This window comes from Pseudomonas corrugata (assembly GCF_001269905.1).
Taxonomy (GTDB): domain Bacteria; phylum Pseudomonadota; class Gammaproteobacteria; order Pseudomonadales; family Pseudomonadaceae; genus Aquipseudomonas; species Aquipseudomonas corrugata.
The window spans coordinates 241,071-259,122 of sequence record NZ_LHVK01000008.1; the positions used below are offsets into that span (position 1 = coordinate 241,071).

13 protein-coding genes are annotated in these 18,052 nt (G+C 62.4%); 9 read left to right on the top strand and 4 right to left on the bottom strand.

Annotated features, from left to right (window positions below; all coding sequences use genetic code 11):
• Positions 1-17: 17 nt before the first annotated feature.
• A complete protein-coding gene (locus tag AD665_RS12330) occupies positions 18-1,892 on the bottom strand; it encodes a GGDEF and EAL domain-containing protein (RefSeq protein ID WP_024780924.1) in 1,875 nt (624 codons plus the stop codon).
• Positions 1,889-4,180: a GGDEF/EAL domain-containing response regulator gene (locus AD665_RS12335; protein ID WP_053192266.1), complete on the bottom strand. Its 2,292-nt coding sequence runs from the start codon at positions 4,178-4,180 to the stop codon at positions 1,889-1,891. Before AD665_RS12335 ends, AD665_RS12330 begins: the two co-directional genes overlap by 4 nt.
• Positions 4,181-4,409: 229 nt before the next feature.
• On the opposite strand from AD665_RS12335, the gene nosR reads away from it, so the two are divergent.
• The 4 genes from nosR to AD665_RS12355 all read left to right on the top strand — a co-directional run bounded on the left by nosR (position 4,410) and on the right by AD665_RS12355 (position 7,556).
• Positions 4,410-5,777 (top strand): response regulator c-di-GMP phosphodiesterase, NosR family, encoded by a 1,368-nt coding sequence (nosR, locus tag AD665_RS12340; RefSeq protein ID WP_024780926.1) that lies wholly within the window; start codon positions 4,410-4,412, stop codon positions 5,775-5,777.
• Between the two features lie 214 nt (positions 5,778-5,991).
• A complete protein-coding gene (locus AD665_RS12345; RefSeq protein WP_024780927.1) occupies positions 5,992-6,420 on the top strand; it encodes an NUDIX hydrolase in 429 nt (142 codons plus the stop codon).
• Positions 6,421-6,423: 3 nt separating this feature from the next.
• Positions 6,424-7,062: a LysE family translocator gene (locus AD665_RS12350; protein WP_053192268.1), complete on the top strand. Its 639-nt coding sequence runs from the start codon at positions 6,424-6,426 to the stop codon at positions 7,060-7,062.
• Positions 7,059-7,556 (top strand): GNAT family N-acetyltransferase, encoded by a 498-nt coding sequence (locus AD665_RS12355; protein ID WP_024780929.1) that lies wholly within the window; start codon positions 7,059-7,061, stop codon positions 7,554-7,556. The genes AD665_RS12350 and AD665_RS12355 overlap by 4 nt, the downstream gene beginning before the upstream one ends.
• A gap of 112 nt (positions 7,557-7,668) precedes the next feature.
• Here the strand turns inward: AD665_RS12355 and metR are convergent, their stop codons facing one another.
• Positions 7,669-8,586: a transcriptional regulator MetR gene (gene metR, locus AD665_RS12360; RefSeq protein WP_024780930.1), complete on the bottom strand. Its 918-nt coding sequence runs from the start codon at positions 8,584-8,586 to the stop codon at positions 7,669-7,671.
• Positions 8,587-8,695: 109 nt separating this feature from the next.
• Here metR and metE point away from each other — a divergent pair, with 109 nt between their 5' ends.
• Together metE and AD665_RS12370 are read left to right on the top strand one after the other, a co-directional pair.
• A complete protein-coding gene (metE, locus tag AD665_RS12365; protein ID WP_024780931.1) occupies positions 8,696-11,008 on the top strand; it encodes a 5-methyltetrahydropteroyltriglutamate--homocysteine S-methyltransferase in 2,313 nt (770 codons plus the stop codon).
• A gap of 260 nt (positions 11,009-11,268) precedes the next feature.
• A complete protein-coding gene (locus tag AD665_RS12370; protein WP_024780932.1) occupies positions 11,269-12,288 on the top strand; it encodes an alpha/beta fold hydrolase in 1,020 nt (339 codons plus the stop codon).
• A gap of 78 nt (positions 12,289-12,366) precedes the next feature.
• Here AD665_RS12370 and AD665_RS12375 read toward each other — a convergent pair whose 3' ends face one another.
• Positions 12,367-13,248: a LysR substrate-binding domain-containing protein gene (locus tag AD665_RS12375; protein ID WP_053192496.1), complete on the bottom strand. Its 882-nt coding sequence runs from the start codon at positions 13,246-13,248 to the stop codon at positions 12,367-12,369.
• Between the two features lie 115 nt (positions 13,249-13,363).
• On the opposite strand from AD665_RS12375, the gene AD665_RS12380 reads away from it, so the two are divergent.
• The 3 genes from AD665_RS12380 to AD665_RS12390 all read left to right on the top strand — a co-directional run bounded on the left by AD665_RS12380 (position 13,364) and on the right by AD665_RS12390 (position 17,766).
• Positions 13,364-15,001 (top strand): 5-guanidino-2-oxopentanoate decarboxylase, encoded by a 1,638-nt coding sequence (locus tag AD665_RS12380; RefSeq protein WP_053192270.1) that lies wholly within the window; start codon positions 13,364-13,366, stop codon positions 14,999-15,001.
• Entirely contained in the window at positions 14,998-16,446 is a 1,449-nt protein-coding gene (locus tag AD665_RS12385) for an aldehyde dehydrogenase family protein (protein WP_053192272.1), read from the top strand. The genes AD665_RS12380 and AD665_RS12385 overlap by 4 nt, the downstream gene beginning before the upstream one ends.
• Positions 16,447-16,662: 216 nt before the next feature.
• A complete protein-coding gene (locus AD665_RS12390) occupies positions 16,663-17,766 on the top strand; it encodes an extracellular solute-binding protein (protein WP_053192274.1) in 1,104 nt (367 codons plus the stop codon).
• Positions 17,767-18,052: the final 286 nt, after the last annotated feature.

The window sequence follows — 18,052 nt, forward strand, 5'->3', positions numbered from 1 at the left end:
CTTGGTTGAGGGGTATTTCACGAAAACGGATTCGGATGTCGTTCCCACTCGACCATCCACTGGACAAAGGCTTGCGGCTCGACCGCCTTGCTGAAGTAGTACCCCTGGGCCTCCTCGCACTGGTGGACCTTGAGGAACTCCAGTTGCGCGCGGGTTTCTACGCCTTCGGCGATGATGTGCAGGTTCAGGCCCTTGCCAAGGTTGATGATGGTGCTCACCAGCTTGGCGTCATTGCTGTCGATGCTCAGGTCACCGACGAACGATTGGTCGATCTTCAGCACATCCACCGGAAATTTCTGCAGGTAGCTCAAGCTCGAATAGCCAGTGCCGAAGTCGTCGATGGCCAGCCGGATCCCCTGTTGCTTGATGGCCTTGAGGATGGCGACGGTGGTATCGATGTTCTGCATCAGCACGCTTTCGGTGATCTCCAGTTCTAACTGTGTCGGATCCAGTCCCGTTTCCTTGAGGGTGCGGGCGATACCTTCGACGAAACCGCGTTGACGAAAATCGATGGCCGAGACGTTGACCGACAGGTACAGCGGCCGCATGCCCTGGGCCTGCCAGGCGCAGGCCTGCTGGCAGGCTTCCTGGAGTACCCATTGGCTTAGCGGCACGATCAGCCCGCTGTCCTCGGCCACCGGGATGAAGTCCGATGGTGGAACCAGCCCGTGACCCGGCCGGTTCCAGCGCACCAGTGCCTCGACGCCGACTACTTTGCCGCTGCGCAAGTCCAGCTTGGGCTGGTAGTGCAGCACGAACTCCTTGCGTTGCAAGGCCAGCCGCAAACCGGATTCGATGGTCTGTTGCTGTCGGGCCCGGCGGTTCATGTCTTCGGTGAAAAAACGGTAGTCGTTGGGGCCGGTTTCCTTGACGTTGCGCATCGCCGTCTCGGCTTTCTTGATCAGCGCCACGGCGTCGAAACCGTCGGCCGGGTACACGCTCACACCCAGGCTCGCGGTGACGGTCAGGTCATGGCCATCGATGGGTTGGGGCGAGTTGATGGCCGCCAGCAGTTTTTCCGCCACGCCCTTAATCTGTTGCGGGTCGGTGATGTCTCCCAGCACCACCACGAATTCATCGGAACCGTAGCGAAACACCGAGTCGGATTCACGCACCACCGTCGCCAGCGTGCGGGCCACGCGTTTGAGCATCTCGTCGCCCACCGGATGACCGAGGGCATTGTTGATGCGCTTGAAGCGATCCAGGCCGATGAACATCACTGCCAGTTGCCGGTCATGGCGCCGGCACTGGGCCATGGCCTGGGTCAGGCGATCACCCAGCAGCATGCTGTTGGGCAGCTCGGTGAGCACGTCGTATTGCAGCAAGTGGGACACCTTGAGCAATTCCTGGACCCGCTCCTCGATCGTGCGCTCCAGGCTGCGCATTTTTCTCGCCGCATCCTGGGCCAGCTGCCATTTCCAGGTCATGGCACTGGCCATCTGGCGGATCTCCAGAGTGTCGAAGGGTTTTTTCAGGATCAGCAGTTGATCGTCGAACTCGATGCGTTCGGACATGGTTTCCCAGGTGTAATCCGAGAAGGCTGTGCACAAGGCGATTTGCAGCCGCGGGTCGGCTTGCCACAAACGCTCGATGGTCTGCAGGCCGTCCCAGCCCGGCGGCATGCGCATGTCGGCGAACACCAGCGCATAGGGCTGGCCTTCGGCCTGGGCGCGCTTGACCAGCTCCAGGGCTTCTTCGCCCTGATAGGCCGAGTCGATCTGGAATTGCAGTCGGTTGACCTGGGGCGTTCCGAACAACAGGCTCTCGGTATCGTCCAGCGAATCATCGCTGCCGCTGCCGGGGCTGAGGATCTTGCGGAAGTCCTGATGGATGGCCGGTGTATCGTCCACCACCAGGATCCGCCGGTTGGCAGGTACCGACATGGGGTTCATGGGTTGCTCTCCGATAGCTGGCTCGCCGGCCGGGTCCAGTGATCCTCCACGGGAATGATGGTGCCGGCCTTGAGCAGCGCGGCGGCCTGGCCGCTGTCCACCACCGTGCTGAAGTAGTGCCCCTGGGCTTGCATCTCTCCGCCGGTGGACATCAGTGTGGTGCGCTGTTCCTGGGTCTCGACGCCCTCGGCGATGATGCCGATGCCCACGTCCCGGGCAAAGTTGATGATCGCGCGCAAGGTCATGGCGTTGTCAGGGTCGTCGTTGGCGCTGTCGAGCAGGCGCTGGGCGAGCTTGAGGTGATTGACCCGATAGGTCTTGAGGTAATCGAATGAGGAATATTCGGTGCCGAAATCATCGATGGCCACCTGTACCCCCAGTTCACACAGGCGCGGCAGTACGTCGTTGTGGGTCCACTTGGTCTGGGCGAGGGTGGCTTCGGTGACATCGAAACGCAGGTCCCAGGGGGCCAGCTCCCAGCGGGCCGTGGTACGCAGGACATCGTAGATCAGCTCCGGCCCGGTCTTGAGCTGGGCCAGGGACAGGTCGATGGCAATCACCGGGGGCGCCATGCCCTGGTCGCGCCACTGGCGCATCTGTTGGCAGGCCTGATCCAGTACCCAATGCCCGAGGGCAATGATGAGCCCGGTTTTTTCGGCCGCCGGCATGAACACCGACGGCTCCAGCCAGCCGCGCTCGGGGTGCTTCCAGCGTACCTGCACACCCATGCCCAGGATTTTTCCGGTGCCGAGGTCGACTTCCGGCAGGTAATGCAGGTGCAATTCGTGGTTCTCGATGGCCTGACGCAGGTCGTTGGTCAGGGTGACCCGGTCCGTCACCTCCTGGTTGATCTCCTCGTTATGGAAGTGGTACTGGTTGCGGCCTTTTTCCTTGGAGCGATACAGGGCCATATCGGACTGGGCCATCAGGCTGTCGGCACTCTGGCTCTGGGGGGTGTACAGCGCGATGCCGATGCTTACGGAGATCCGCACATCGTTGCCGTCCAGGGAGTAGGGCGCCATCAAGGTATCGCGGATCTTGGCGGCCAGAGCGGCGCACTGGGTCGGTTCGTGGACATCCAGTTGCAGGATTGCGAACTCGTCACCGCCCAGGCGCGCGACCACGTCGTTTTCCCGGGTACAGCCCTTGATGCGCGTGGAGACCTCCTGCAACAGCAGGTCGCCGATGGGATGGCCCAGGGTGTCGTTGATCCGCTTGAAATGGTCCAGGTCCAGGTAGAACATCGCAAACGGTGCTGCCCCCCGGCGAGCCGCGGCGAAGGCCTGGTGCAGGCGCTCGATCACCGTGGCGCGGTTGGCCAGCCCGGTGAGGCCGTCGGTACGGGCCAGCAGGGCGATTTTTTCCTCGGCCACCTTGCGCTCGGTGATGTCGAGGATGATGCCCTCCACCTCCAGCAGTTGGCCCTGCTCGTTGCGTACCGGGATATAGCGGTTCTCCACCCAGCGGAACGCGCCGTCGCCGGTGAGCATGCGGAACTCGATGGAAGCCCCCGCCGTATCGCGATCCAGCACGCGAACCATGGCCTGGTCGATCTTGGCCTGGTCGTCGGGGTGGATCAGCGCTTGCGCCCATTCCGGTGAGTTGACCAGTTGCGCCGCGACATGGCCGAACTTGGTGATGTTGTGAGAAATGTACATCAACGGGAAGGGCGGTTCGCCGCGCAGGCGATAAAGGATGGTCGGGCTGTTCTGCACAATGATGTTGGCGTCGGCCAGTTCCCGGGTGCGCTTCTCCACCGCCTGTTCGAGCATGTCCATCTTCAGCGCCGCGTCTTCGGTCATCTGCCATTTGACGGTCAGGGTGCTGGCCATCTGGCGAATCTCGATGGCGTCGAAGGGCTTTTTCAGGATGAGCAGGCGGTCGCCCAGCTCCAGGCGCTCAGCGATGTCTTCCCAGGAGTAATCCGAGTAAGCGGTGCACAGCGCGACTTGCAGCTTGGGGTCGGCGCGCCACAGCCTTTCGATGGTTTCCAGGCCGTCCCAGCCAGGGGGCATGCGCATGTCGATGAAGGCCATGGCATAGGGCTGCCCCTGGGCCAGCGCTGTCTCGACCTTGTTCAGGGCTTCCATGCCCTGGAACGCCGAGTCGAGCACGAAACTCTGAGTGGTGACCGCAACCGGCGCGCCGAACAGGGCCTCTTCGGCACTGCTCAGATAGTCTTCGGCGAGTGCCTGGGGACTGAGGATCTTTCGAAAATCTTCATGGATCGTCAGGGTGTCGTCGACGATCAGGATCCGCCGATTGGCTCTCTCCAGGGGCAGGCTCATGGCCGTGCACCGAGGTGATGCTGACTACAGAACCGTGGGTACATCTGATATCCCTTTCGCTGGCATGAGTATTCTGGCCGGTACTTGGCCCTTCATGGGGTACAGCATAGTCGTCTGATCGGGATGCGCTCGGTCAGTAGTGGCAAATCGTGCTGAAATTCATGCAATCTACTAGCCTGTCATGTGGGGGTAAGGTAGAACGGTTTTCGTCTTATAGGAGGGGGTAATGATGGAAGATCAGTCGCCGGGCGTTCCGGTTACGAAGCCGACGGTGCTGTTGGTCGATGACGAAGAGTCGATTCTCAACAGCCTGCGTCGGTTGTTGCGTAGCCAACCCTATGAAATCCTGCTGGCCGATAGCGGTGCCAAGGCCTTGGAAATCCTCAAGGAGCGGCCGGTCGACCTGGTGATGACCGACGCGCGCATGCCCAATATGGACGGTGCGACGCTGCTGGCACAAATCCGCAAGCTCTATCCATCGACCCTGCGTATCCTGCTCACCGGCTATGCCGACGTGGACATGATGACCAAGGCCATCAACGAGGGGCAGCTCTACCGCTACCTCAGCAAGCCCTGGAACGATGACGAGCTGGTGCAGGCCCTGCGCCAGGCCTTGGCCCACCAGCATTCCGAAAGCGAACGCCAGCGCCTCGAAGCGCTGAACCGCGAGCAGAACCAGCAACTCAAGACCCTCAACGCCACCCTGGAAAAGCGCGTGGCGTCACGTACCGCCGAGCTGCAGCAGACCGCCGACATGCTCGATCTGGCCTATGAGGAGCTCAAGCGCAGCTATGTGACCGGCACCGAGGTGTTCTCGCTGATTGCCAACCTGCGCCTGCCCAAGGCCAAACAGACCAACCGGCAGATCATCGAGCTGATCCGGGTCTACAGTCGGCTGCACTTTCTCGACGAGTCCACCGACCGCGACCTGACCATGGCCGCCGCGCTCTACAATATCGGCAAGCTGAGCTGGACCGATAACATGATGACCACGCCGGCAGACATGCTGCACCATCACGAACTCGAGCTGTACCGGGCCTATCCGAAGCAGAGCGAATCGTTGTTGATGACCCTGGATCCGATGAAAGACGCGGCGCGCATCATTCTTCATCACCAGGAGCGCTGGGACGGCAGCGGCTTCCCGGATCACCTCAAGGGCGAGGCGATCCCCTTCGGCTCGCGGCTGTTGAAACTGGCGGTGGATTTCATCGAACTGCAACGCGGGCTGATCCTCGAGCGGCAGATGAATAGCGACGAGGCGTTGGTCTACATCCGCAATTATGCCGGCAAGCTGTACGATCCCGGGATGGTGGAGGACTTCATCAAGGCCTGTGCCGAATACCTGGAGGACGTGACCCTGTCCGACCCGACGGTGAAGGTCATGTCCACCCGTGAACTGGCGGCCGGCATGCTCCTGGCCCGTAACCTAAACGCCGACAATGGCATGCTGTTGCTAAATGCCGGCAAAGTGTTGAGCGGCCCGTTGGTGGAGAAACTCATCGCCTTCGAAGCGATGGAAGGAGCCCGGTACAGTGTATTCGTCAAGATCCCCGAGGAAGAATTGGATCCTTCGGCGCCGAAGCCGATGTTGGGGTGATCCAAGCCTGACTGGCGACTCGAATCCCCCTGTGGGAGCGAGCCTGCTCGCGAAAGCGGCGTATCAGCTGTTGAGCAGTTGACTGACACACCGCCTTCGCGAGCAGGCTCGCTCCCACAGGGATTGGTGTTGCCTGTGCAAGTGGGGCAGGCTTTGCTCCAGCCTCTGTGGTCTGTAATCTCCCCCGGCATTTTTCCGCCAAGGCCGATCATCCATGACCACTCCCCTCATCCACATCGCCGCCGCCCTGCTGATCGGGCCGGACGGTCGAACCCTGCTGGTGCGCAAGCGCGGTACGCGGGCCTTCATGCAGCCGGGCGGCAAGATCGAGCCCCATGAGCAACCGGTCCAGGCCCTGGCCCGGGAGCTGGAAGAAGAGCTGGGGCTGACAATCGATCCGGCACAGGCTCGCTACCTGGGCCCGTTCAGCGCGCCGGCCGCCAACGAGCCGGGCTTTGTTGTCCAGGCTGAGGTGTTTCTGTTGACCATCGACACCGCGGTTCTCCCCGCTGCCGAAATTGAAGAGGTTCGCTGGATCGACCCGGCCGGTGACGGCGGGTTGCCGCTGGCTCCGTTGACAGGTGAGGTGATTCTGCCGTTTTATCGGACTACAGACCTTTCGAACCCAAGCCTCAAGGATTGACACATGATTCCCTTGCCGGACCTGCTGGTTTTTGCCGCTGCCGCGTTACTGATGGTCCTCACGCCCGGCCCGAACATGATCTATCTGATTTCCCGTTCGATCTGCCAGGGCCGTAAGGCCGGCGTGATTTCCTTGCTGGGGGTGGTGGCGGGGTTCTTTGTGCACGTGTTGGCGGCCGCGGCGGGGCTGACAGCGGTTTTCCTGGCCGTGCCCATGGCCTATGAAGTCCTGAAGTGGGTCGGTGCGCTGTACCTGTTGTGGCTGGCCTGGCAGGCCGTAAAACCAGGTGCGCGTTCGCCGTTCCAGGCACAGTCGTTGCCCGCGGACTCGACGCGCAAGCTGATCACCATGGGCTTTCTCACCAGTGCCCTGAATCCGAAGATCGCGGTGTTCTACCTGTCGGTATTTCCCCAGTTCATCAGCCCGGAGCATGGGTCGCTGTTCACCCAGAGCCTGATCCTCGGGCTGACCCAGATCAGCGTCAGTTTCAGCGTCAACCTGCTGATTGCACTGTTCGCTGCCGGCATTGCTTCGTGGTTCGTTCATAACCCCACCTGGCTGGCGCTGCAGCGTTATTTCATGGGTTTTGTGCTGGGCGCGCTGGCGCTGCGGCTGATGCTTGAGCAACGGCGGGCCGCATGAGCATCCGGCGGCTGCGGGCCGGCGATGCACCGGCTTATCGCGAGCTGATGCTCCAGGCCTATGGGTTGCATCCGCAGGCTTTCACCTCCAGCGTCAGCGAGCGGGCGACGATGCCCATGAACTGGTGGGAGTCTCGCCTGACCAGCCGGTTCGATGTGGTGCTGGGGGCATTCGTCGAGGATGAACTGGCCGGTATCGTCGGCCTGGCCCTCGAACCCCGGCAGAAAGCCCGACACAAGGCGACGTTGTTTGGCATGTACGTCGTCGATGCCCATCGTCACCATGGGCTTGGCCAGCAACTGCTGGAGGCCGCGCTTGACGAAGCCCGTCGCCATACCTTCCTGCGCCTGGTGCAATTGACCGTCACCGCGGGTAACGATCCGGCGCTCAAGCTCTACCAACGCTGCGGTTTCGTGCTCTACGGCCTGGAGCCGATGGCGATACGGGTGGATGACGAGTATTTCGACAAGATCCATATGTGGCGCGAGCTCTGAGGCGCCATCGCGAGCAGGCTCGCTCCCACATTTGGATGTGTGTGCATACAGACAGTGAGGCCAACGCAGCCCCTGTGGGAGCGAGCCTGCTCGCGATAGCGGCGCCCCGGTATCACCGAACGGCACTGACCCCATCCAACGTGGAAAACGAAGTGTCCTTGGCCGTCAAGAGGAAGTCGCGCATGTATGGTGCATCGAGCATGTCGGTGCGAACCGCCGCGTACAGCGTGGCGAACAGGCCTTTCTCCCCCAGCCGCTTGGCCTTCACGTAACCCCGTGAACTGTATTCATGCAGAGCCCAGTGGGGCATGCCGCAGACGCCACGGCCGCTGGCCACCAGTTGCATCATCATCACCGTCAGCTCGGACGTGCGGACCTGGGCTGGTTCGATGTCGGCCGGCTCGAGGAAGCGGGTGAAGATGTCCAGTCGATCCCGTTCCACTGGGTAGGTGATCAGGGTTTCGCTGAGCAGGTCTTCGGGCACGATATACGGTTTGCCCGCCAGCCGATGCTGGTTGGCCACGGCGAGCATTGCTTCGTAAGTGAACAGCGGCACGTAGGTGATACCCGCCAGTTCCAGTGGGTCGGACGTCACCACCAGATCCAGGTCGCCACGGGCCAGGGCCGGCAGCGGGGCGAAAGCAAAGCCCGAGGCCAGGTCCAGTTCGACTTCCGGCCAGGCATCGCGGAACTGGTCGATGGTGGGCATCAGCCACTGGAAACAGCTGTGGCATTCGATGGCCATGTGCAAACGGCCGGCGGTGCCACCGGCCAGCCGGGCAATGTCTCGCTCGGCGCTGCGCAGCAATGGCAGGGTGGCGTCGGCCAGTTGCAACAAGCGCAGGCCGGCGCTGGTGAACCGCACCGGTTTGGTCTTGCGCACGAATAACTGCATCCCCAGGCGTTCCTCCAGTTCTTTGAACTGGTGGGAAAGAGCGGACTGGGTCAGGTGCAGGCGTTCGGCTGCTTCTACCAGGCTGTCGGCTTCGCGCAGGGCGTGCAGGGTCTTGAGGTGGCGGAGTTCAAGCACCGGAATTGCTCCATGAGTAAAACTTGTGATCAACACGAAAAAGTTGAGTTTGTCTCATGTAGGGTCGACTGTCGACAATGGCGTCATCTTTTACAGGAGGACTCTTACCATGGCCCTGGCCCACACCCTCGGTTTTCCCCGCATCGGCGCCGACCGCGAACTGAAAAAAGCCCTCGAAGCCTATTGGAAAGGCGACCTGGCACCGGCTGCGTTGCAGAGCGTCGGCCGTGAACTGCGGGCCCGGCACTGGCAATTGCAGAAAGACGCCGGGATCGACCTGCTGCCGGTGGGGGATTTCGCCTGGTACGACCAGGTACTCGGCCACACGCTGACCCTGGGCGCGGTTCCAGCGCGATTTCACAACACGCTGAACCCTCAGGGCCGGCCGACCCTGGACACCCTGTTCGCCATGGCCCGTGGCGCCACGCCGGCCTGCTGCGATGCCCACCACGGTCAGACGCAACATGCCCAGGAGCTGACCAAGTGGTTCGACACCAACTACCACTACCTGGTCCCGGAGTTTTCCGTCGACCAGACCTTCGCCTTGAGCTGGGAACAACTGTTCGATGAAGTGGACGAGGCCCATGCCTTGGGGCACCGGGTCAAACCGGTGATCATCGGTCCGCTGACTTATCTGTGGCTGGGCAAGGCCAAGGGACAGGATTTCGACAAGCTTGACCTGCTGGAACGCCTGCTGCCGGTCTATGGTGAAATCCTCAATCGCTTGAAGGCCCAAGGCGTGGAATGGGTGCAGATCGACGAGCCGATCCTCACCCTTGACCTGCCTGTGGCCTGGCGCAGTGCCTTCGAGCGGGCCTATCACATCCTCCAGTATTCGCCGCTGAAGAAGTTGGTAGCGACTTATTTCAGTGGCCTGCAAGACAATCTCGGCCTGGCCGTGAGCCTGCCGGTGGACGGCTTGCACATCGATGCAGTGCGTGCGCCGGAGCAACTGGGCCAGGTCTTGGACCGCCTCCCGACCTACAAGATTCTCTCGGTGGGCCTGGTCAATGGCCGTAACGTCTGGCGCTGCGAACTGGAACAGGCCCTGGCGCAGTTGCGGCCGGCCCAGGAGCGTTTTGGTGACAACCTCTGGGTCAGCACGTCATGCTCGTTGCTGCACAGTCCGGTGGACCTGGAGCGTGAAGACCGACTGGACCCGGAGCTCAAGAGCTGGTTGGCCTTCGCGGTGCAGAAGTGCGGCGAAGTGGCGGTGTTGCGTGACGCATTGAACGATCCGCAAGCCCCCGGTGTGCAACAGGCGTTGGCCACCAGCCGTGAGATGCAGGCGAGCCGCGCCGCCTCGACGCGTATCCACAAGCCCGAGGTCCAGGCGCGTCTGGCGGCCATCAAGCCGCAGGACAGCCAACGACGTTCGCCGTTTGCCCTGCGCATCGAACAGCAGCGGGCACGCCTGAAATTGCCGGCGTTTCCAACGACCACCATCGGCTCTTTCCCGCAAACCCCGGCGATTCGTCTGGCGCGTCAGGCCTACAAGCAGGGCAAACTATCGGCCAACGACTATCAGGACGCCATGCACACCGAAATCCGCCACGCCGTGCAGATCCAGGAGCGCCTCGGTCTGGATGTGCTGGTCCATGGAGAAGCCGAGCGCAACGACATGGTGGAGTATTTCGCCGAGCAACTGGACGGCTACGCCTTCACCCGTTTCGGCTGGGTGCAGAGCTACGGTTCGCGATGTGTGAAACCGGCGATCATCTACGGCGACATCAGCCGGCCGAAAGCCATGACCGTCGACTGGATCCGCTACGCGCAAAGCCTGACCGACAAGGTCATGAAGGGCATGCTCACCGGCCCCGTGACCATGCTGATGTGGTCGTTTCCCCGCGAGGACGTGCCGCGTCGGGTCCAGGCACAGCAACTGGCCCTGGCCCTGCGTGACGAGGTGGTGGATCTGGAAGCGGCCGGGATCAGCATCGTGCAGATCGACGAGGCCGCGTTCCGCGAAGGTCTGCCGTTGCGGCGCGGGCAATGGCAGGAATACCTGGATTGGGCGGTGGAAGCCTTCCGCTTGAGCGCATCGGGTGTGCGTGACGAAACCCAGATCCATACCCACATGTGCTACAGCGAATTCAATGACGTGATCCAGGCCATCGCTGCCATGGACGCCGACGTCATCACTATTGAAACCTCGCGTTCGGACATGGAATTGCTGGAGGCTTTCGAAGCGTTCGACTACCCGAACGATATCGGCCCGGGCATCTACGACATCCACTCGCCGCGGGTGCCGGACACCGCCGAGATGGTCGGCTTGATGAACAAGGCCGTGAAGCGGATTCCCGCCGGGCACCTGTGGATCAACCCCGACTGCGGCCTGAAGACCCGGGCGTGGCCGGAAACCGAAGCGGCGCTGGTGAACATGGTGGCGGCGGCGCGACAGTTGCGGGGGCAGCTAGCCTGAGTAACTGCGGAGCTTGGCTGTACCTGTGAGCGCTGAGGAAACTTGTGGGAGCAAAGCTTGCTCGCGATGGCGGCGGACCAGCCAGTATCATTGTTGGCTGACTTGGCCCCATCGCGAGCAAGCTTTGCTCCCACAGAAAACTCACACCGCAGGAACCACTCGGTAATCTTCATCAAACTGTCACGCAACTGTGGCAGCGCGCTTGAACAAACTTCATCAGACTCACGCTCTACTGGGGCTCTGCGTTTTGGTGTTTCTTCATGCGTGTGTTTATTTTCCTGGCCGTCCTGTTGTTCGGCCTGCCGTCGATTGCGGCGTCTCGCTGTGAGGTCAACGTTCCGACCCAACGGGTCGATCTGGATCAGGTGAGCCTGGCCTACCAGAGCATTGGCCGTGCCTCCGATCCTGCTTTGTTGCTGGTGATGGGGCTGGGTGGGCAGTTGATCCATTGGCCGGATGAAGTGGTGGTTGCCCTGTGCGAACAGGGCTTTCGGGTGATCCGCTACGACAACCGGGACGTGGGCTTGTCCACCTGGCGGCAGGCGCCGGGCAGCGCCAACCTGACTTTCGAAGCGCTTCGCTACAAACTGGGCTTGACGGTTGACGCGCCTTACTCCCTCACAGACATGGCCAATGATGGCCTGGGGCTGATGGACGCGTTGCACGTGCAGAATTTTCATCTGCTGGGGGCGAGCATGGGGGGCATGATCGCCCAACACATGGCCGCGATGGCGCCGCAGCGGGTCGATAGCCTGACCCTGATCATGACCAGCTCCAGTGCCGCCGGCTTGCCGGCGCCTAGCGAAACGCTGGTGCGCTTGCTGTCCCGACGCAGTGCGCCGAATCGTGAGGTAGCGCTGGAGCAACAGGCTGACCTGCTGGCCGCCCTGGGTAGCCCCATGGTGATCGATGATCGCCAGGCGCTGCTGCATCAGGCTGCTGTCGCCTATGATCGGGCGTTCAACCCCGAAGGTGTGCAACGCCAGATCATGGCGATCATGGCCGAGCCGAGCCGGGTCGAGCTGCTCAATCAATTGCGGGTGCCGACCCTGGTGGTTCATGGCACCGCCGACCCGTTATTGCCGGTGATGCACGGCGTCCATCTGGCGGCGCATATCCGCGGCAGTCAGTTGAAGTTGATCCCGGGCCTGGCCCATCGTTTCCAGGAGGCTTTCAAGGAGCCGCTGCTGGGAGCGGTGTTGCCCTATCTGCAAGAGCATCGCGAAGACACCTCGCACTGGGCGCAGGTCGAACCGGTACAGGCGCCGAATCTGCTCTGATAGAGGATTCGAACGTTGTAGCGATCTCCTGTGGCGAGGGGATAAATCCCTTCGCCACAAAGGAGTATCTGCAGGATTTCACCGCGACCGGGCCTGCTCCACCAACCACCCCATCAACTCCTGCAACGGCTCCGACGCCTGGGCCTTGCGCGGGAGCACCAGGTAATAACCCAACCCGGTCCTGACCTTCAGCTCGAACGGCATCACCAGCCGCCCGGCGCTCAGGTCATCGCCGATCAGCGACCAGTCGCCTATCGCCACACCCGTGCCCTGTGAGGCCATGGACATCGCCAGATCCAGGGTTTCGAAATGCTGGCCCTTGCTGACATTGCTCACGTGAATCTCGGCGGCATCCAGCCAGGCAGTCCAGTCGCGCGCATCGCGGGTGGGATGCAACAGCAGGTGTTGCTGCAGGTCGGCGGGTTCATGCAGCGGCACGGGGCCGTCCAGTACCGATCGGGAGCAAACCGGCGTCAGCTGTTCATCGAACAGATGCAGACACGCCAATGAGGTGTCGGGTGGCGGGCCGTAGACCACGGCTGCGTCGAAGGCCTCGCGCTGGAAGTCCACGCCATGCCTGACCGTGGTGGTCAGCTCCACCGGCACATCCGGCCGTTCCTTCTGCCATTGCAATAAGCGCGGCAGCAGCCAGCGCATCACACAGGTCGGCGCCTTGAGTTGCAGGGTCTGGCGCTTCTCACCGATCTGCTCCACCGCGTCGCCGATCAAGCGGAACACCTGCTGCACCTGTGGCAACCACGCCGTCCCTTCAGGTGTGAGGGTCAGGCCGCGGGCCTGGCGCTGGAACAGCGCGTAGCCCAGATGATCCTCCAATCCGGCGATCTGCCGACTCACCGCGCCCTGGGTAATGTGCAACTGTTCGGCGGCCCGGGTGAAGTTGCAGCATTGGGCCGTGATCAGAAACGTGTGCAGCGCTGGAAGCGGAGGGAGTCGTTTCATTTGGATCCAAGCCATGACGTGAGGACATGGCTAGTATGACTTTTTATCCATTGTTGCCGCTATGGCCTGACCGTTCAATGAGCCCATTCCAAGACAAGAAAGAAGGGCAGTGGCAATGGCAACGTGCGGCGAAGTATTGGTCAAGTTACTCGAAGGCTATGGCGTGGAGCAGGTGTTCGGCATTCCCGGCGTGCACACCGTCGAGCTGTATCGCGGGCTGGCCCGGTCAAGCATTCGCCACGTGACGCCGCGCCATGAACAGGGCGCAGGCTTCATGGCCGACGGTTACGCCCGCGTCAGCGGTAAACCCGGCGTGTGTTTCATCATCACCGGCCCTGGCATGACCAATATCACCACCGCCATGGGCCAGGCCTACGCCGATTCGATCCCGATGCTGGTGATCTCCAGCGTCCAGTCGCGCAGCCAGCTGGGTGGCGGACGCGGCAAGTTGCATGAGTTGCCGAATCAGGCTGCGCTGGTGGGCGGTGTCGCGGCGTTTTCCCACACGCTGATGTCCGCGGCTGAATTGCCCAGCGTTCTGGCCCGGGCCTTCGCCGTGTTCCAGGCCGGGCGGCCGCGGCCGGTGCACATCGAAATCCCCTTGGACGTGCTGGTCGAAGACGCCGATGCCTTGCTCGCCAGCACGCCTGTGAGCATCGATCGCGCTGGCGCCGCGCCGGGTGCGGTGAAACAGATGACGGCGATGCTGGCCTCGGCCAGACGGCCACTGATCCTGGCCGGCGGTGGCGCCATCGACGCCGCCGCCGAATTGACCGAACTGGCCGAACGTCTGGGCGCACCGGTGGCGTTGACCATCAATGCCAAGGGCTTGCTGCCGTCCCGTCATCCCTTGTTGATCGGCTCTACCCAGAGCCTGATGGCCACCCGCACATTGGTGGCCGAAGCGGATGTGGTGCTGGCCATCGGCACCGAGCTGGCCGAAACCGACTACGACATCACTTTTGCCGGGGGCTTCGAGCTCCCTGGTGCGCTGCTGCGCATCGACATCGACCCGGACCAGACCGTGCGCAACTATCCGCCGCGCCTGGCGCTGGTGGCCGATGCCCGCACCGCCGCCGGGGCCTTGCTCGACGAGTTGAACCGGCAACCTTTGGCCGAGCGCAGCAACGATTGGGGCGCTGTTCGTGCTACCCGGTTGCGTGCCGAGCTGGAAGGCAGTTGGGACGCTGCGGTCCGCGCCCAGAGCGTTTTTCTCGACAGCGTTCTGCAAACGCTGCCTGAGGCGGTCTTCGTCGGCGACTCCACCCAACCGGTGTACACCGGCAACCTGACGTTCAACCCGGAGCGTCCGCGGCGCTGGTTCAACTCGTCCACCGGCTACGGGACCCTCGGCTATGCGTTGCCGGCGGCGATTGGCGCCTGGCTTGGCGGCAAGAACCAGGGCCATGGTCGCCCCCCGGTGGTGTGCCTGATCGGTGACGGTGGCCTGCAATTCACTCTGCCGGAACTGGCCAGCGCCGTGGAAGCGCGGGTGCCGGTGATTGTGCTGCTGTGGAATAACCAAGGCTACGAAGAGATCAAGAAATACATGGTCAACCGCGCCATCGAACCGGTGGGCGTGGACATCTATACCCCGGACTTCATCGGTGTCGCCAAAGCCTTGGGCTGCGCTGCCGAAACCGTCGATGATGTGGCGCAACTGCATACCGCACTGCTCGCGGCCAGCGACCGGCAAGGTCCGACGCTGATCGAAATCGATCAGGCGCGTTGGATGAGCGGGGTGTCGCAATGACTCTTCCCACAGCATTGGAAGGGCTGTACATCAACGGCCAGTGGTTTCGCGGTGAGCAGTATTTACGGGTGATCAACCCGGCGACCGAGGCATTGCTGACCACTGTTCATGGCGGTGATGAACGCGCGGTCGATCAAGCCCTGGACGCCGCGACCCAGGCCTTTGGCCCATGGTCGAAAACCACGGGGGCCGAGCGCGGCGCGATCCTGCGTCGTATCGCCGCTGGCGTGCAGGCCGGTCGCGCGCAGTTGATGCAATTGCAATCGCGCAACAACGGCAAGCCGCTGTTCGAGGCAGCCATCGATGTCGATGATGTGGTGGCGACCTTCGAATATTACGCCGAGCTGGCCGAAGGCTTGGACATCCGGCAGGACAGTTCGCTGGCCTTGCCCAGCGATGATTTCAGCGCGCGCCTGCGTCGCGAACCTTGCGGTGTGGTCGGCTTGATCGTGCCGTGGAATTTCCCGATGGTCACCACCGCCTGGAAACTCGCACCGGCCCTGGCCGCCGGCTGCTGCGTGGTGCTCAAACCCTCTGAGGTCACGCCGTTGCCGGAGCTGGAGCTGGCCTCGATCATCGCTGACTGCGGCTTGCCCGATGGGGTCTTCAACCTGATCTGTGGGACTGGCCTGGCCGTGGGGGCGCCGTTGGCCGCCGATCCGCGGGTGGCGAAGATTTCCTTCACCGGCAGCAACGCGGTGGGTGTGCAGGTGATGCAACGGGCGGCGGAAACGGTGAAGGGCGTGAGCCTGGAGCTGGGCGGCAAATCGTCTCTGCTGGTGTTGGCCGATGCTGATCTGGAACTGGCCGTGGAGTTGGCCTGTGGTGGCGGCTTCTTCAATGCCGGACAGATGTGCTCGGCCACCAGCCGGGTGCTGGTCGCTGATGAGCTGGCCGATGACTTCCTGCAGCGGCTCAAGATCCGCGCCGAGGCGATTCGCGTGGCCGATCCGTTCGATCCGGACGTGGAAATGGGCGCGTTGGTCAATCAGGCGCAATACCAACGGGTGCTGGGGCATATCGACCGGGGCGTGAGCGCGGGTGCGACGCTGGTGTGCGGCGGCCAGCGCCCGACGCATCTGTCGCGAGGCTTTTTTCTTCAGCCGACGATCTTCACCGACGTGCCCCCAGACAGTGCGCTGTGGTGCGAGGAGATTTTTGGACCGGTGCTGTGCGTGCGCCGTTTCAGCGGCGTGGAACAGGCCATTGCGCTTGCCAATGACAGCCGTTTCGGCCTGGTGGCCAGCGTGGTCAGCCGTGATCTCGACGCTGCCGGGCAGGTCGCCAACGCTTTGCAGGCGGGCCTGGTGTGGATCAACGCGCCCCAGGTGATCTTTCCCCAGGCGGCGTGGGGTGGTTACAAGCAGAGCAGTCTGGGCCGCGAGTTGGGACCCTGGGGATTGGCGGCATTCCAGGAAATCAAGCATGTGATCCGGGCGGTCTGACAGCACGTTATCGGGTCGCGCATGCCTCGAAAAAAGGCATGCGCCAGGGACATGGCTTCAATGAGTTTTTTTCGATAGTCAGGGATTTTGTGCAACCCCAGGATGGCCTTCGACAACGACAAACTCCTTGCAGCATCGGGCTTTGATCGATCTCGAACCGCTAGGGCGCAACGGTTTTCAGCCACCTCATACTTAGAAAAACAAAGGGAGTCCTCCATGGGCAAGCATGATCTGAACAGACGTCAATTCATCAAGACCGCAAGCGTAGTGTCGGTCGCGGCCGCCGCCATGAGCGTGCCTTTCATCAGCGCCCGGGCCAGCGATACACGGTTCGTCGGCAAGACCCTGCGTCTGCTGACCTGGTCCGACGACACCGGGCTGGCTGCGCTGCGTAACATCGCCGCAACCTTCGAGGCCAAGACCGGGGCCAAGGTCATCGCCGACCGCACCGGCAGCACCTCGGAAATGGTCGCCAAACTCAAGGCCGGTGGCGACCGGCCGCAGTACGACATCATCACCCTGGCCGGCGTCGGCGCCGAGGGACTGGCTGCGGCGGGTCTGTTGGAAAAGCCGGACCTGAACCGCATCCCCAATCTGGTGGACGTGCCGGAGCATTACCGCACCGGTGCCGGTGGTCATGGCATCGGTTATCTGTTGTGGTGCAACAGCCTGGTTTACAGCACCCGCACCTTGCAACAGACACCGGACAGTTACGCCGCGCTTTGGGACGCGGGCCTGGCGCCGAATATCTTCTTGCCGCCGCCGAACTGGACCGAGGCCATGGACCTGATCATCATCGCCGCCAAGCTGGCCGGCGGTGACGAACACAACATCGAACCGGGCTTCAAGAAACTCGCCGAGCTCAAGGAACGGGTGGTGACCCTGGGCGAAAACCCGAACCAGATCGCCGAACTGTTCCGTACCGGTTCCCTGGACATGGGCGGTTTATATGCGCCGGCGTTTTTCCCCAAGCAGATCCGCGACCCGGCCTATGGTCTGGGAGCAACGTTCGGTATGAAGGAAGGCTTCTACACTGACCTGATGCTCTCGGTCATGCCCAAGAACCGCCCGGGCGACACCGACCTGGCCTACGCCTTCATCGACCACTCCCTCGACCCGCTGGTGCAGGGTAAGATGGCCGAAGACATCTTCAACGGCCCGGTCAACGCCAAGGCCATCATCTCCGCCGAAGCGCGCAAGAGCCCGTACATCCTCACCCCGGAGCAAATCGCTGACAAAGCGATCATGCACGACAACGCCTTCCTGGCGACGGTGCACGACCAGTGGATCCGCCGGTACACGGAAATTTTCTCTTCCTGAACTGGATGCCGGGCCCGCTCGACATCCAAGTTTGGGAGCGAACCTGCTCGCGATAGCGGTGGGTCAGCTGAGGGAGATGGTGGCTGTGCCGGCGTCATCGCGAGCAGGCTCGCTCCCACAGGGGAATAGGGGGGATGCGGGATCTATAGGCTACCCGCGATCCAGTGTGGGAGCGAGCCTGCTCGCGATGGCGGTGGGTCAGCTGAGGGAGATGGTGGCTGTGCCGGCGTCATCGCGAGCAGGCTCGCTCCCACAGGGGAATAGGGGGATGCGGGATCTGTAGGCT

Excerpts from the sequence above, each read along its gene's own strand:
- AD665_RS12330 (WP_024780924.1), bottom strand. The coding sequence starts at position 1,892 with ATGAACCCCATGTCGGTACCTGCCAACCGGCGGATCCTGGTGGTGGAC.
- AD665_RS12335 (WP_053192266.1), bottom strand. The coding sequence starts at position 4,180 with ATGAGCCTGCCCCTGGAGAGAGCCAATCGGCGGATCCTGATCGTCGAC.
- nosR (WP_024780926.1), top strand. The coding sequence starts at position 4,410 with ATGGAAGATCAGTCGCCGGGCGTTCCGGTTACGAAGCCGACGGTGCTG.
- AD665_RS12345 (WP_024780927.1), top strand. The coding sequence starts at position 5,992 with ATGACCACTCCCCTCATCCACATCGCCGCCGCCCTGCTGATCGGGCCG.
- AD665_RS12350 (WP_053192268.1), top strand. The coding sequence starts at position 6,424 with ATGATTCCCTTGCCGGACCTGCTGGTTTTTGCCGCTGCCGCGTTACTG.
- AD665_RS12355 (WP_024780929.1), top strand. The coding sequence starts at position 7,059 with ATGAGCATCCGGCGGCTGCGGGCCGGCGATGCACCGGCTTATCGCGAG.
- metE (WP_024780931.1), top strand. The coding sequence starts at position 8,696 with ATGGCCCTGGCCCACACCCTCGGTTTTCCCCGCATCGGCGCCGACCGC.
- AD665_RS12370 (WP_024780932.1), top strand. The coding sequence starts at position 11,269 with ATGCGTGTGTTTATTTTCCTGGCCGTCCTGTTGTTCGGCCTGCCGTCG.
- AD665_RS12375 (WP_053192496.1), bottom strand. The coding sequence starts at position 13,248 with ATGAAACGACTCCCTCCGCTTCCAGCGCTGCACACGTTTCTGATCACG.
- AD665_RS12380 (WP_053192270.1), top strand. The coding sequence starts at position 13,364 with ATGGCAACGTGCGGCGAAGTATTGGTCAAGTTACTCGAAGGCTATGGC.
- AD665_RS12385 (WP_053192272.1), top strand. The coding sequence starts at position 14,998 with ATGACTCTTCCCACAGCATTGGAAGGGCTGTACATCAACGGCCAGTGG.
- AD665_RS12390 (WP_053192274.1), top strand. The coding sequence starts at position 16,663 with ATGGGCAAGCATGATCTGAACAGACGTCAATTCATCAAGACCGCAAGC.